12 protein-coding genes are annotated in these 14,490 nt (G+C 61.9%); 7 read left to right on the forward strand and 5 right to left on the reverse strand.

Translation table 11 applies throughout. The annotated features are described in order from the left end of the window. Positions 1 to 10 precede the first annotated feature (10 nt). Positions 11 to 1,315 carry a TIGR00341 family protein gene (locus HFX_RS13395; protein ID WP_014732407.1) on the forward strand — a complete coding sequence of 435 codons (1,305 nt, stop codon included), beginning with the start codon at positions 11 to 13 and terminating at the stop codon, positions 1,313 to 1,315. A gap of 206 nt (positions 1,316 to 1,521) precedes the next feature. Continuing rightward, positions 1,522 to 2,253, forward strand: a complete 732-nt coding sequence (locus HFX_RS13400) for an SIMPL domain-containing protein (protein WP_004059357.1) — start codon at positions 1,522 to 1,524, stop codon at positions 2,251 to 2,253. A 280-nt stretch (positions 2,254 to 2,533) separates the two neighbouring features. Here HFX_RS13400 and HFX_RS13405 read toward each other — a convergent pair whose 3' ends face one another. Further along, positions 2,534 to 3,511 (reverse strand): NOG1 family protein, encoded by a 978-nt coding sequence (locus HFX_RS13405; RefSeq protein WP_004059356.1) that lies wholly within the window; start codon positions 3,509 to 3,511, stop codon positions 2,534 to 2,536. 134 nt (positions 3,512 to 3,645) lie between these two features. On the opposite strand from HFX_RS13405, the gene HFX_RS13410 reads away from it, so the two are divergent. After that, positions 3,646 to 4,008, forward strand: a complete 363-nt coding sequence (locus tag HFX_RS13410; protein ID WP_004059355.1) for a DUF5518 domain-containing protein — start codon at positions 3,646 to 3,648, stop codon at positions 4,006 to 4,008. Between the two features lie 17 nt (positions 4,009 to 4,025). Here HFX_RS13410 and HFX_RS13415 read toward each other — a convergent pair whose 3' ends face one another. Further along, a complete protein-coding gene (locus HFX_RS13415; protein ID WP_004059354.1) occupies positions 4,026 to 4,523 on the reverse strand; it encodes a DUF367 family protein in 498 nt (165 codons plus the stop codon). A 125-nt stretch (positions 4,524 to 4,648) separates the two neighbouring features. Between HFX_RS13415 and HFX_RS13420 the strand changes: the two genes are divergently transcribed. Further along, positions 4,649 to 4,996, forward strand: coding sequence for a nuclear transport factor 2 family protein (locus HFX_RS13420; protein WP_014732406.1), 348 nt, complete (start codon positions 4,649 to 4,651; stop codon positions 4,994 to 4,996). A gap of 40 nt (positions 4,997 to 5,036) precedes the next feature. On the opposite strand, the gene serS is transcribed toward HFX_RS13420, so the two are convergent. From serS to HFX_RS13435, 3 genes are all read right to left on the reverse strand, one after another. Beyond that, a complete protein-coding gene (serS, locus tag HFX_RS13425) occupies positions 5,037 to 6,419 on the reverse strand; it encodes a serine--tRNA ligase (protein WP_004059352.1) in 1,383 nt (460 codons plus the stop codon). Positions 6,420 to 6,536: 117 nt separating this feature from the next. Next, on the reverse strand, positions 6,537 to 8,297 hold the full coding sequence (locus tag HFX_RS13430) for an ABC transporter permease subunit (protein ID WP_004059351.1): 1,761 nt from the start codon (positions 8,295 to 8,297) through the stop codon (positions 6,537 to 6,539). After that, positions 8,294 to 9,208, reverse strand: coding sequence for an ABC transporter ATP-binding protein (locus HFX_RS13435; RefSeq protein ID WP_004059350.1), 915 nt, complete (start codon positions 9,206 to 9,208; stop codon positions 8,294 to 8,296). Before HFX_RS13435 ends, HFX_RS13430 begins: the two co-directional genes overlap by 4 nt. 204 nt (positions 9,209 to 9,412) lie before the next feature. On the opposite strand from HFX_RS13435, the gene HFX_RS13440 reads away from it, so the two are divergent. The 3 genes from HFX_RS13440 (at position 9,413) to HFX_RS13450 (ending at position 14,476) form a co-directional block, all read left to right on the forward strand. Next, positions 9,413 to 10,321, forward strand: a complete 909-nt coding sequence (locus HFX_RS13440; RefSeq protein WP_004059349.1) for an MBL fold metallo-hydrolase — start codon at positions 9,413 to 9,415, stop codon at positions 10,319 to 10,321. Positions 10,322 to 10,435: 114 nt separating this feature from the next. Continuing rightward, positions 10,436 to 12,439 carry an AMP-dependent synthetase/ligase gene (locus HFX_RS13445; RefSeq protein ID WP_004059348.1) on the forward strand — a complete coding sequence of 668 codons (2,004 nt, stop codon included), beginning with the start codon at positions 10,436 to 10,438 and terminating at the stop codon, positions 12,437 to 12,439. Between the two features lie 129 nt (positions 12,440 to 12,568). Further along, positions 12,569 to 14,476: a cation:proton antiporter domain-containing protein gene (locus HFX_RS13450; protein WP_004059347.1), complete on the forward strand. Its 1,908-nt coding sequence runs from the start codon at positions 12,569 to 12,571 to the stop codon at positions 14,474 to 14,476. Positions 14,477 to 14,490: the final 14 nt, after the last annotated feature.

The raw sequence follows: 14,490 nt of genomic DNA on the forward strand, positions 1-14,490 counted from the left end.
ACGTGAGGCCGTGCGACTCGTACAGGTGATGGTGCCGACCGGCAAGCGCAAAGCGGTCCTTCGGACACTTGACGAGGAGGGTGTCGACTACGCCGTCTCCGAGGAGACGTCCGGGCGCGACTTCGTCGCCGTCGTCACCTTCCCGGTCCCGAAGGAAGCGGTCGAGCCAGTGCTGGCGCGCTTGCGAGACGCGGGTGTCGAACGCGACGCCTACACCGTCGTTGTCGCCGCCGAGACCGTTGCGTCGAAGCGGTTCGACAAGCTACAGAAAGAGTACGAGGAGGAGGATGAAAACGGCGATAGAATCGCTCGGGAGGAGTTGGCGTCGAAAGCCGCCAGTCTGGCCCCGTCGGTGCCGACGTTCGTCATCATGACGATTATCTCGGCGGTCGTCGCCACCGCCGGGTTGCTCCTCGACTCACCCGCAGTGGTCGTCGGGTCGATGGTTATCGCCCCGCTCGTCGGGCCCGCGATGTCGGCAAGCGTCGGCACCGTCGTCGACGACGACCAGATGTTCGCCCGCGGGATTCGACTCCAAGTGTTCGGCGGTGTCCTCGCCGTCGGGTCGGCGGCCCTGTTCGCGCTTCTCCTCAGGGAATCGGGTGCAGTCCCGCTTTCAACCGCGGAAGTCCTCTCAGTTCCCGAAGTAGACGAACGCCTCGCACCGGACGTGCTCTCGTTGGTTATCGCTCTCGGGGCCGGTGCAGCGGGTGCGATTTCGCTATCGTCGGGCGTCTCGACGGCGCTCGTCGGCGTCATGATTGCCGCCGCGTTGATTCCGCCGACAGCCGTGGTCGGGATTGGAATCGCGTGGGGGTCACCCGAGGCGGTCGTCGGCTCTGCGATTCTCGTCCTCGTGAACATCCTCTCTATCAATTTCGTGGCAATCGGCGTGCTCTGGCAACAGGGCTACCGCCCGGAACACTGGATTCGACGCGACGAGGCCCGTCGGGCCGCCCTGTACCGTATTGCAATCATCGGGATTGGACTGCTCGTCCTCTCGTCGTTCCTCGGGACGGTCACGTACACGACGTACCGAAACGCGGGATTCCAGAGCGATGCACAGGAAGCCATCGAAGGCGTGCTCGCAGACACCGACGCGCAACTGCTATCGATGGACGTCCGGTACGATAGCGGACCGTTACAGGAACCCGCCAGAGTCGTCGTTACGGTCGGGTACGACCCGTGGTCCGACCCACCGGAAGTAAAAGATGAACTCACACAACGAGTGAATGCGGTCGCACCTGACCCGCTTTCACCGTGGGGGACAGACCGGATTGCGGTCGAGGTTCGCTACGTCGCCGTCGCAGAGTAGGTCGCCGTCGACGAATCGGCCGCTGTCACCGAGTCATCGTCGTTGCGAATCGGCCGCTGTCACCGAGTCATCGTCGTTGCGAATAGACCGCTATCGTCGAGTATCACACCGCTACACAGTCAGGGATTCAGTAGTTTTCACTAAAGGGTACAGTCGCTCTTTGTCTTTAGCGCGACTTGAATAGCATCGCAGACGTTTCAGCAAGTATGCAACGACGCATCATCGCCCCACTACTCCTCGTGGGACTCGTACTCCTCGCAGGGTGTCTGTCACCGTTACAGGCGGCACCTGGAGAGAGCGCAAACAGCACAAATGCGACGACCATCTCCGCGACCGGAACTGGTGAGGTCACCGCCGACGCCGACCTCGCCGTCGTCAACATCGCGGTGACCCACACCGCAGACTCCGCCGACGAGGCGCGCGGGACGGTCGCTGACAACGTTTCAGCTGTTCGCACCGCCCTCACTGACGCCGGTATCGCCGAGGACGACATCCAAACGACCGGCTTCACTATCCGTCCCGAATACGACCACGGCGGTGAAAAACGCGAACTAGTCGGCTACCGCGCTGTCCACACGCTGAGCGTCGAAGTCGCCCCCGACCGTGCCGGTGAAGTCATCGACCTCGCCGTCGGTGCCGGAGCCAGCGAGGTCCAGAACGTGCGCTTCACGCTCACCGACGAGACGCGCGCCGAACTCCGCAGTGAAGCCCTGACGAAGGCCGTCGAATCGGCAAAGGCGGACGCTGACGACGTCGCCACCGCATCCGACCTCACTGTCACGGGCGTCCAGACCGCCACCGTCGGCGGGAGCAACTCGCCCGGTCCGTACCCAGTCGCCTTCGAAGACGCCCGCACGACTTCCGGAGCACCAACTGAACTCACACCCGGTCCCGTAACCGTCTCGGCGACGGTTGAGGTCGTCTACACGGCCGAGTAACGAGCAGTATCACGCGAACACCCGCTGACCGCCCTCCAATCGGCCCTCCACCGCATTCAGGCCACCCCGCACCCTCCCCCTTCGGTCCACACACTCCCAACGCCTGCCTTCGGCCCTCCCCACCCCCGCTCCCGCTTCGACCCTCCCCGCTTCCGAACCCAACCCCCCTACCTCGGACTACTCGACTCCTCACATCAGTCGCTACACGCTGAGTTCAGTCACACACTCCCCGCTCCGCGTCACTCTTTCAACAGTAGAAAACAGACCAAAAGCCGAGCAGTTACTCGTTTCGCGACGGCGGGATGTCGGGTTCGAACCCGATGGCGTCGGCCGCGGCGTCGAGGACTGCATCGACGTTTTCACCCGTCTCGACGCTCATGTAGAGGTCTGCCTCCATGTCGGTCGAGCGGTCGCTCTTGTTGCAGACGGTGAGGACCGGAATGTCACGTTCCTCGAATCGGGCTTGCACCGCGTCTCGGAGTTCGAGTTGCGATTCGATGGGGTAGCCGCACTCCGCGCTGGCGTCGGCGACGAAGATGACGGCGTCCGCGAGGTGTTCGAGGGCGCTGACGGCCTGTTTCTCGATATCGTTTCGCTCGTCTTCGGGACGGTCGAGCAGCCCCGGCGTGTCGATAATCTGGTACCGGATGCGCTCGCGGTCGAAATGGCCGATTTGGACGCCCTTCGTCGTGAAGGGGTAGCGCGCGATTTCGTTCGATGCGCGGGTCACGTCGTTGACGAACGAGGACTTCCCGACGTTCGGATAGCCGGCGACGACGATTGCCGGTTCGTCCGGGCGGATGTCGGGGAGGTTCTTCAGTGCGTCGCGGGCCTCGCCGATTCGGAGCAGGTCGTCTTCGACCTCCTCGGTGATGTTTGCCATACGGGCAAACGCCTGTTTTCGGTGCTTGCGAGCGAGGTCGGCGTCGGTTTTGCGGAGTTTCGGCTGGTACTCGCGAGCAATCTCGTCAATCTGCCGCGAGGCCCACATAATCTCCGAGAGGCTCTTTCGAACCTCGTCGACATCGACGATTGCGTCGGCGAGTTCGTAGTAGAACGGGTCGACCGTCTCGAAGTCGGGCCACTCGACGACGACGTTTTCGAGGTTGTCCGAGAGGATGTTCGACGCCGTCTGAAGCATCGACTGCTGAGCCTCCAACTTGTTCTGCTTCGCTCGCCCCGTGCGCGCGGCCCGCGAAAAGGCCTTGTCGATGAGTTCGTCCGACCGGGGCGTGGTCGGGAGAGACTCGAAAATCATTGCAACCCGCTACACGGTCGAGGCGTAAAAGCGCGTTCGTTTGGGGCTTGGCGCCTCGAACGCTGAATTAAGCGTGCTTGTCACCCGCACGGTTCGCCACGAGGTTCTTACCCGAAGACGATGAACCTCAGCACATGACAGACTGGAAAGCGGTCGCCGTCGGCTTCGTCATCATCCTCGTCATCGGCACCGGCGGGCTGTCAATCCCAATTATCGGGCAAATCGGAGCGGGCCTCGTCGGCGGGTTCGCGGCGGGCTATCTCGCCGGTGGCACGCTCGGCAACGGCGCGTGGAACGGACTGGTCGCCGGGTCGCTGTCCGGTATCGCCGTCACCCTGCTTGCAGCGCTCCTCGGCGGACTCGTGGGACTCGCGGGCGGACCGCTCGGTAGTCTCCTCGGCGGCGTCGGCGTCTTCGTCGTCGGTATCGTCTTGACGCTCATCTTCGCCATCGACAGCGCCATCGCCGGGGCAGTCGGTGCGTGGGTGAAAGGTTGAGAACGTTCGAATCCCAGCTATTCGCCGCGTTCGAGGTACTCGCGCTGAACTTCGACGACCTCGGTCGAATTCTCGCACTCGCTGTAGCGCCGCAGCGGTTCCTCGTTGAGTTCGAGGAAGGTGTGACCCCAGTTGAATTTCGAGAGAATTTCCTCGGCGTGCGGCTTCTCGCCGAAGATGACGAGCGCGGCGGCCAGTGCCTCGACGGTCGTCAGTTGCATCGGACGACCGAAATTCACGGGGTTGGCGGCGACGAGATACGGGAGCGCGCGATGCTCACCGGGAAGCGAAAACATCGCCTCCTCGGCGGACTCCCACGAGCAGTCGAGCGCGACGAGCGCGCCCGTGTCCTTGTCAGCAGGCGAGAGCGCCCGCTCGGCGTGGGGATTGAGCACGACGCCGTAGGGTGTCGCCCGGTCCGTGCCGTGGAGGGTCGCCATCTCGAACCGTTCGAGCTTTTTCGCCGTGCACTTCTTCGGGTCGTCGTCACCCTCGTATCGAACGTGCAGGTCCACATCGGCGGTACGCGACTCCCGGAGAAAAGCGTCCCGAACGAGACAGTGGGGTCGGTACAGGGTCTATCCGAGCGTGCCGACGGCGCGGGCGGCGGATTCTTCCGCCCGGCCGACGAAGGGGAACCGTGCATCCCGACGCAACGTATCTGGCTCGACAGTATTACACGGCAATCGACCACCATGGATACGACATGCTTCGGAACCTCCTCGACCCCGGGTTCGTCCAGCAGCGCGAGGACATGCGACTCGACGGGCGCGAGGAGTTCGTTTCGTTCATGCGCGACGGTCGGCCGCAGACGGATACGAGGCACGTCATCGACCGCTACATCCAGTCGAAATCCGACGACGAAGTCGTCGTCCGCGGTCACCTCGAAGACAGTGGCGGAAGCGAGATATTCGTCTTCCTCGACCGGTTTCGAGCGCGGGACGGAAAGCTCGCCGAGTTGAAGACGTTCACGCGCCCGCCGAACTGAGCGCAGTCGCCACACAAAAGAGAATAGAGAAACGAACGCGTCAGTCCTTCTTGCCCGCGCCGACTGCCGATTCACCGACCGGCTCGTGACCCTCGATGACTTCGCGGCCGCCCATGTAGGGCTGGAGGACTTCGGGCACGTCGACCGTGCCGTCCTCGTTCTGGTAGTATTCGAGCAGCGCGACCATGATTCGGCCGACGGCCGTCCCCGACGCGTTGAGCGTGTGGAGATACTCGGCCGACTCGTGGCGCTCGGGGCGGTAGCGAAGCCCGGCTCGGCGCGCCTGGAAGTCCTCGAAGTTCGAGGCCGACGAGACTTCGAGCCAGCGACCGCCCAGTTCCGGAGCGTCGTCCGACTCGGTGCCCGGTGCCCAGACTTCGAGGTCGTACGTCTTCGCCGACGCGAAGGTGAGGTCACCGGTACAGAGCGAGAGCACGCGGTACGGCAGGCCGAGTCGGTCGAGCACTTCTGCCGCCTCGTCGACGAGGGCTTCCAGTCGGTCGTACGACTCGTCGGGTTCGACGAAGTTGACGAGTTCGACCTTGTTGAACTGGTGGACGCGGACGATACCGCGGGTTTCGGTCCCGTGTTCGCCAGCCTCGCGTCGGAAGTTCGGCGTGTACGCCTGATGCTTCAGCGGGAGGTCGTCCTTCAGGAGGATTTCGTCGCGGTACATGTTCGTGACCGGCACCTCCGCCGTCGGGCAGAGCCACAGGTCGTCGTCCTCGTAGTTCTCGGTCTCCGACCCGCCAATGCGATAGGCGTCCTCGGCGAACTTCGGAAGTTGGCCGGTGCCGACCATCGAGGTCGTCTTGACCGGAACCGGCGGGAAGAGGTCCACGTAGTCCTGTTCGCGGTGCACGTCCAGCATGAACTGGATGAGCGCGTGTTCGAGCATCGCGCCCTCGCCCTTGAGGAAGTAGAAGCCCGACCCGGTCGTCTTCGCCGCGCGCGCCTCGTCGATGATGTCGAGTTCCTCGCCGAGGTCGTAGTGCGGCGTCACCTCGTCGGGGAGGTCGCGCAGGTCGTCGAAGCCGACGCGGCGAATCTCCTCGTTGTCCGACTCGTCTGCACCGACCGGGACCGACTCGTTCGGGATGTTGGGGAGTTCGAGAAGCGCTTCGTCGAGTTCCGCTTCGAGTTCGTCGGCGCGGTCTTCGAGTTCCTGTAGTTCTTCTTTGAGTTCACCCGAGCGGTCGATGGCCGCCTGGGCTTCCTCGTCTTTGCCCTCCTGCTTTAGCTGGCCGATTTTTTGGCTGACCTCGTTTCGCTCGTGTCGGAGGTCGTCTCCCTCGGCTTTCAGCGTACGCCACTCGTCGTACACGTCGATGATGTGGTCGACATCCACGCCCTCCATGTTTCGGGCCGCGAGCGCGTCGCGGACTCGCTCCGGTTCGTCGCGGAGCAGTTGCCTGTCAATCATTGGTCAGTGATTCCCGGGCGGGCGGGAAAATCGTATCGCATCACCGGGGGATGGTACAGTACGGCGAAAAACAGAACCCGGGGGTACCCGCCACCCCGAAGAGTAGGTTACAAGCGGTTACAGGTCCACCCGCTCGAACCGGCGATAGCCGAGGTACAGCGGGAGCGTCGTCGCTGTTAGAACGACGACCGCGCTAAAGACGAAAAGCGGGACAGACCCTGGAACGGGGTCATCAGGAATCTGTAGAGGGAACAGCATTCGTCCGAGCGTTGTGTGCGCTCGGAGCGGGCTCAGGTGGTTGATGAATTGGGCTGGCGGTGTTGTCATACCAACATGAAGACCCCTAGTATCGGTCCCAGTGAGAGCTCCGATTACTGGCCTTACCACGTCCCCCCAGAACAGCAAAAAAAACAGAAACGTCGTAGCAGTGCCCGCAATCGAACGGTATGGTGACGAGGTGGCCGCGGAAAACCCAAGTGAGATTGTAGTCCAAAGGAGCGTGAGCGTGGTAACACTCCCGACCACGGTGAGGAATAACACAGGGTAGCTATGGCCGAATCGAACAAGCACGAGTAGTTCAGCGAAAACGAACAGCGGAAGCAAAACAAGAACCGCCGTGGTCAATCGAGAGACGGCTTTGGCGACGAAAACGTCCCGACGAGTCGCCGAGTTGCCAAGAACGACACGGAGCGTTTTCTCCGCTCGCTCGCCGACGATGGCTCGATATCCGAATAGCGCTCCCAGCACTAACGGGGCAAAAGAGAACGCACCACTGATATCAGCCACCTGTTCTCTTGGGCCGAACGCAGAGGACGGGTCTATCGACTGTGAGATACCAGGGAGTACAAACAACGCCGTCACGGCGATACCGCCAAGTACCAACCGGTTCCGGAACAGTTGTCGAACGTCCTGAACCAAAAGTACCCACAAGCGCGAGTCGCTCCACCGAGTGGGTCGTAGCAGTTGTCTCGCTGGCTTCGTCACGCGGCCAACGTATCGGCGGAGACGCGTCTGTCCCGACGACGAGTCGTCACCGAGATCCCTTCGAGTGAGGCGACGATAACCGAACAGGAGCGGGACCGCGCCGAATCCGAGAAACACGAGCGTCCCGAAGAGGTTCAACGCGAGGGTTTCGCCGAAATCACCCGAAGGCGTTCCGGGGCCGACCACGCGAACCGACCAACTCGCGGCCTTCCAGAAGGCGAGTAGCGGGTTGAACCGCTCGGTAACACGGTACCACAGCGGCATTTCGGCCAATACCTCGTACGAGGCCGTGGACAAAGAACCGGTGAAGATAAACGTGAACGCGGGACGGAACGTGGACCCCCACACGGAGTAATCAGGCGAGAAAAGAAAGAAGGACCCGGCGATTGCGAGTAACGTTCGATACGCCGAATCGAAGGCCGCTGAATAGCCGACGGTGACCGCAGTCCAGACGACGACGTACAGGAGCATCCACGCGCCAATCGTCCAGTACGGGAGCAGATACGGCCGTCCGTATCCTTGAGCGAGCAAGAAATTCCCGATTACGAGTATCGTCGCGGTCGCTACGAGAGAGATTACGACCCGCGACAGCACCTTTGCGAGAAGCAGGTCACGACGCGTACTGGGCAGACCGAAGATAAGCTTCATCGTTTTGGCCGTTCGCTCACCGACGACGGAGTTGTAACCGACAGCCGCGACGACGACTAACGTGTACGTCTGCAACTCGTACGGGATGAGAAGGGTGTACTCGGCAATCGGCCTGTGACCGCTCGCCGCGATAGAGCCTGCACTCGGCAAGTACATCAGTCCGAGCAGAATCACCGCACCCCAGACCAGTCGGTCCCGGAGCGCGTGACCGAAGTCGTGCCGTGCGAGCAAGAGAACCCGCTTCATGCGCACGGACCCTCGACTGCCGTCTCCATGAAGACCTGTTCTAACGACGGTTCACCGGTCCTGACGTCGAGTATCGCCGCTTCGGTGTCGTCGAGGAGCGTGATAACGTCGGCTTTCGCACTCGCGTCGGCGCAACCGACACGCAGGACGTCGTCATTCGTCGAGACCGCTTCGACGCCGTCGAGACACAGCAAGTCGTCCTGTATACGGTCTGGAACCGTATCGAGCGTGACCGATAGCTCGAACGGGACCTCCGGCATCGTCCGGAGCGCTTCGACCGTATCGACCGCGACGAGACGGCCGTCGTTCATGATACCGACGCGGTCGCAGATAGCCTCGACTTGGTCCATGATGTGACTCGAAAAGAAGACTGCCGCGCCGCGGTCGCGCTCTTCTCGGATGATGTTGCGGAAGGTCTGGGCGCCGGTCGGGTCGAGACCGCCGAGGGGTTCGTCGAGGATGATGAGGTCCGGTTCGCCGACGAGCGCAATCGCCAAGCCGAGGCGCTGACGCATGCCTTTCGAAAAGCCCCCGACAGCCCTGTCGCCGGCGTCCGCGATGCCGACTCGTTCGAGCAACGCCTGCGGGTCGTCGTCCGCGCGCTTCATCGCGATTGCGAATTCGAGATGCTCGCGGGCGGTATCGCGTTCGTAGAAGCCGGTCGCTTCCGAGAGCACGCCGAGGCGTTCACGAGCGGCACGCGGGTCTTCCTGCGGGTCGATACCGAAGATAGAGGCACGCCCGGCTGTCGGCCGCACGAAGTCGAGAAGGATATTGATAGTCGTTGATTTTCCGGCACCGTTCGGGCCGAGAAAGCCGAACACTTCGCCTTGCTCGACAGTGAGACTGACATCCTCCACTGCACAGATATCGCCGTACCGTTTCGTGAGAGAGTGTAGTTCGATTGCCACTACTGACCGGGTTTAAAGAAACAGAACTAAAATATTTATATTTATTTGATATTTTGTCCCACCGGCTGGCGTCGAGCGGGTACCGAGCGGATGTCGAGCGGGTATCGGGCGGGTGTCGGGCGTTTCGTCTCTCGGTCGTAAACTGAGAGTCGGAGCGGATGGCGATGGCCGAACGCTTTTGCTCCCCGGAGACGGCCCTCAACTATGGCCATTGGCGATGTCGAAGCCGTTCCGAACAGCACGGACGTGTACTACGTCGATACCGGAATGTACGAAGTCGAACACTACGGTTCTGTCTATCTCATCGACGCGGAAAAGCCGGCGCTCATCGATACCGGCATCGCGGCCGACAGAGAGCACGTGTTCGGAATGCTCGACGAACTCGGCGTGGACGACCTCGCGTACATTCTGCCGACGCACGTCCACCTCGACCACGCGGGCGGCGCGGGCTACCTCGCCGAGCGCTACCCCGATGCGACCCTCATGACCCACGAAATCGGCGCACCGCACCTCGTGGACCCCTCGCGTCTCGTTGCGGGCACGAAAGCCGCCGTCGAAGACCAGTGGCGCTTCTACGACGAACCACTCCCAATCGACGAAGACCGGGTGGAGTCGCTCACCGACGGCGACGAAATCGACCTCGGCGACCGGACGCTCACGGTGCACCACGCGCCCGGCCACGCACCGCATCAGGTGATGTATCACGACGACCGCGACGACCTGCTATTCACGGGCGACGCGCTCGGAATCTGGGAACCGCGGTCGCGGACGCTGCTCCAGACCTCGCCGCCCTCGCAGTTCCACCTCGAAAAGGCGCTCGACGACGTGCGAACCATCGAGGACATCGACCCCGAAACCATCTGCTTCGGCCACTTCGGGTCGAGACCGTACGACGATGACCTCGCAGCGGAGTACAAGCGCGTTCTCGTGGAGTGGGTCGAAGCCATCCGACAGAAGCGCGAGGAACTCGACGATGACGAGGCGGTCATCACGCACTTCGTAGAAAACACCGAGATGGACGAGGTTTGGGGCGTGCGGAAGGCTCAGGACGAAGAACGATTGAACGTGCGAGGCGTACTCGGCTACCTCGACTACATCGAAGACGACGAGTAGCGACCCGCAGGCGAGACGCCTAGCGGCCCTGTATCTGCGTTTTCCCGTGATACGTCGGGCTTTCAATTGTACGAACGTACATAGTTTTAAATGTTGAATCTGTACTAACAGGATATGGACTGGCGGGACGCAGAGGCGACTTTCGACGACCCCGTTATCGCTCGAACGACCCTCCCACGAATGTTCGAAGAGAGCGCAGCGCGGAACGCCTCACGAATCGCACAGCAGTACAAAGGTGGTATCTACGAGCGCTCACTCGTCGGCGAGGGTGTCGTACCGGCGGCACCCAACGGCGTGTTCAGCGACGTGACCTACGAGAAGATGCGAGATATCGTCCGGAACCTCGCCGCGGGGTTCCGTGACCTCGGAATGGAGACGGGTGACCGAGTGGGCATCTTCGCACACACACGCATGGAGTGGGCACAGACCGACTTCGCCGTCCTCGGTGCTGGCGGTGTCGTCACCACGGTCTACACGTCGTCGTCGGAGCGGCAGGTTCGGTATCTCCTGTCGGACCCCGGTGCAAACGCCGTCGTCGTCGAGAATCAGGAACTCTTAGAGCGCGTACTGGCCGTCGAAGACGACCTCGACTTACGGTTTATCGTCGTCATCGACGAGTACGAGGGCTACGACGACCGCGACGACATTCTGACGCTCGGTGAAGTACATCGCCACGGCGAGGAGGTGTTCGACGAAGCGGAGTACGAATCGTGGTTGGATGCGCGCGACCCCGACGACCTTGCCAGCCTCATTTACACCTCCGGAACCACGGGACAGCCAAAGGGTGCCCAACTCACCCACTGGAACTTTCGGTCGAACGTCAACGAGAGTTATCGACGGTTCGGGCCGCGTCCGAACAAGAGCGACGCACCCGCTGTCAGCCCCGACTCCGTGTCGCTGTCGTTCCTCCCCTTGGCACACGTCTTGGAGCGCATGGCCGGTCACTTCATGATGTTCGCTGCGGGTGCGACCGTCGCCTACGCCGAGAGTCCGGACACCTTGCGCGAGGACTTCCAACTCGTCCAGCCGACCGCCGGGACGAGCGTCCCGCGCGTGTACGAAAAGCTCTACGACGCGATTCGTGCGCAGGCGAGCGAATCACCGGTCAAAAAGCGCATTTTCGAATGGGCCGTCGACGTCGGACAGGAATACCACACGACGGACTCGCCCGGCTATCTTCTCAGTGCGAAACACAGAGTCGCTGACCGCCTCGTCTTCGACCAGGTGCGTGAAGCCCTCGGTGGCAACATCGAGTTCTTCATCAGCGGCGGTGGAAGCCTCTCGGCGGAACTCTGTGCACTGTATCACGCCATGGGACTACCGATATTCGAGGGCTATGGACTCACCGAGACCTCGCCTGTCATCACGGTCAATCCACCGGAAGCGCCGAAAATCGGGACTATCGGCTACCCGCTTCGGGAGGTTGAAATAAAACTCGACAAGACGGTCGTCGGCGACCAGCTTGGTGATGCGGGTGGCGAAGTCGGGGAACTACTCGTTCGCGGGCCGAACGTCACCCCGGGATACTGGAACCGCCCCGAAGAAACCGAGGAGGCCTTCGTCGAAGACGACGAGGGCAACCGCTGGTTCCGGACCGGCGACGTAGTCGAACGCCGGCCAGACGGGTACATCGCCTTCCGCGAGCGTGCCAAACAGATTCTCGTGCTTTCGACGGGGAAGAACGTCCCTCCTGGACCCATCGAAGACGCCTTCGCTTCGTCGACAGTGGTCGAACAGTGCATGGTTCTCGGGGACGGCCGGAAGTTCATCTCCGCGCTCATCGTCCCAAGTTTCGACGGCCTACATGCGTGGGCCGACGAGCAGGGAATCGACCTCCCCGAAGACCCCAAAGACATCTGTCGCGACGACCGGGTGTACGAGCGCATCGAGGAGGAAGTCGAGAAAGCAAACGAGAACTTCGAGTCGTACGAGCGAATCAAACAGTTCCGAATCGTCCCCGAAGAGTTCTCCGAAGGTAACGACCTCATGACGCCGACGATGAAAAAGAAGCGTCGAAACATTCTCGACCGCTATGCCGACGAGGTCGACCTCATCTACGACGAGGCCAATCAACGGACAGAAGAGCAACGGAGCGGCAGACAAACAGCGGAGCGATAGAATATAACAGGATAAACTTTTTTCGAAATATTCTGAACATACGTTTCCGTAAAACGGCGGAAATGCCGTCCGAGATGTATGGTTTTATCTTCCGTCGTCACATGAACCGAATCTATGGAGGCGATATAAGTGGCCGCAGCTGGAGGGGCGAATCTCATCCCGCTCGTCGCCGCAATCATCGGCATCGGCGTGGTCTCGCAGGTGCTTTCGGACCGGTTTCAGGTCCCGAGCGTCGTGTTCCTCATCGCGTCGGGTATCCTACTCGGCCCCGAGGTTCTCGGCGTCATCTCTCCCGATTCGTTCGGGAACGCACTACAGGCCATCGTCGGTCTCTCGGTCGCTATCATCGTGTTCGAAGGGGCGTTCCACCTTCGAATCGATAAGCTCCGGGAGGCACCGTCGGCGACGTTCCGCCTCGTCACGCTCGGTGCGGTAATTTCGTTCATCGGAACGAGTGTCGTCGTCCACTACGCGCTCGACGCGCCGTGGGCGGTCTCGTTCCTCGTCGGAGCGTTGCTCGTCGCAACCGGGCCAACGGTCATTGCCCCGATTCTCGAAGTCGTCCCCGTCCGTGACCGGGTCGGGGCGGCACTCGACACCGAAGGGATTGTCAACGACGTGACGGCTGCCATCGTCGCCGTCGTCATCTTCGAGGCTATCCTCGAAGGCGTCAGTAGTCCCAACGCGCTCGTGACGCTGTTCGCCGAGCGACTCGGCGTCGGCGTCGTCGTCGGGGGTATCGTCGCGGCGGCGCTGTACTACGTGCTTCGGTACGTCGACCTCTCGCCCGGAAACGCGCCGCAGAACGCGCGACTACTCACTCTCGCAGGGGCGCTCGTATCCTACGCGGCCGCCGACTTCGTCGCCACCGAAGCGGGTATCGCCGCCGTGGCGACCGCCGGTATCCTGCTCGGGAACGCCGAGGTTCCGTACGAAGAGGAGATTTCGGCGTTCAAAGGCGACATTACGCTGCTCGTCCTCTCGTTCGTCTTCATCGCCCTCGCGGCGTTGCTGGAGTTCGAGAACCTTCTCAGCCTCGGCGTCGGCGGCATCGCGGTCGTCGTCGCGGTCGCCCTCATCATCCGGCCGCTTCTGGTCTTCATCTCGGCGAGAGGCGACCGATTCACCAGAGAAGAGAAGCTCTTTATGAGCTTCGTCGGCCCGCGCGGTATCATCCCCGCGTCGGTTGCGACGCTGTTCGCCATCGCATTCCGCGAGAAGGCGACAGAGCTCGCCGCTCAGGGGGCGACACAGCAGGCCGTCATGCTGAACCAGAGCGCCTCGATTCTCGTCGGGACGGTCTTCTTGGTCATCCTCACGACCGTCGTCTTCGAAGCAGGGCTCGCTCGGCAGATTGCAGAATACCTCGATGTCATCCCAATGCGTGTACTTATCATCGGAGGCGGAAAGGTGGGCCGTGCGCTCGCCGAACGCCTCGCAGACCGTGGAGAGAACGTGGTCCTCATCGAACAGGACCTGGAAGTAGTCCAGACCGCCCGAAACAAGGGCTTTACCGTCCATCACGGTGATGGAACCGACACGGATGTCCTTCGGTCGGCGGGGGCGGATAACGCCAAAGTCGTGGTCGCCGCGACCGGTGACGACGACGTGAATCTGCTCGTCTCGCAACTGTCGAACTCGAAGTTCGACCCCGAGAGTGTCCTCGCGCGGGCGAACAACCCCGACAACGTCGAGGCGTTCGAAGAACTCGGTGTCCGAACTATCTCGTCGACCATGGCTACCGCACAGGCGATGGACAACTACATCGAGCGACCGACGATGTCCAACTGGATGGGCGAAATCGGTCGGTCCGGCGACGTTCAGGAGGTCGAAGTCACGGCTGAGGAACTCATCGGTCGGACCATCCGCGAGGTCGGTCCCGAACTCCCCGACGGGTGTCTCATCACGCTCATCTCCCGAAACGGCGACACGACCGTCCCCAACGCGGAGTTCACACTCCAAGAGGGAGACCGCATCACCATCATCGGTGAGCGGGACGCCGTTCGCAACGCCGAAACGTTCGTCCACCCGAACTAACCGTACCCACCCTC

Source organism: Haloferax mediterranei ATCC 33500 (assembly GCF_000306765.2).
Taxonomy (GTDB): domain Archaea; phylum Halobacteriota; class Halobacteria; order Halobacteriales; family Haloferacaceae; genus Haloferax; species Haloferax mediterranei.

Bases quoted from the DNA above. Each gene is read 5' to 3' on its own strand.
- HFX_RS13430 (WP_004059351.1), bottom strand. From the start codon at position 8,297: ATGAAGCGGGTTCTCTTGCTCGCACGGCACGACTTCGGTCACGCGCTC.
- HFX_RS13405 (WP_004059356.1), bottom strand. From the start codon at position 3,511: ATGATTTTCGAGTCTCTCCCGACCACGCCCCGGTCGGACGAACTCATC.
- HFX_RS13440 (WP_004059349.1), top strand. From the start codon at position 9,413: ATGGCCATTGGCGATGTCGAAGCCGTTCCGAACAGCACGGACGTGTAC.
- HFX_RS13445 (WP_004059348.1), top strand. From the start codon at position 10,436: ATGGACTGGCGGGACGCAGAGGCGACTTTCGACGACCCCGTTATCGCT.
- HFX_RS13400 (WP_004059357.1), top strand. From the start codon at position 1,522: ATGCAACGACGCATCATCGCCCCACTACTCCTCGTGGGACTCGTACTC.
- HFX_RS13410 (WP_004059355.1), top strand. From the start codon at position 3,646: ATGACAGACTGGAAAGCGGTCGCCGTCGGCTTCGTCATCATCCTCGTC.
- serS (WP_004059352.1), bottom strand. From the start codon at position 6,419: ATGATTGACAGGCAACTGCTCCGCGACGAACCGGAGCGAGTCCGCGAC.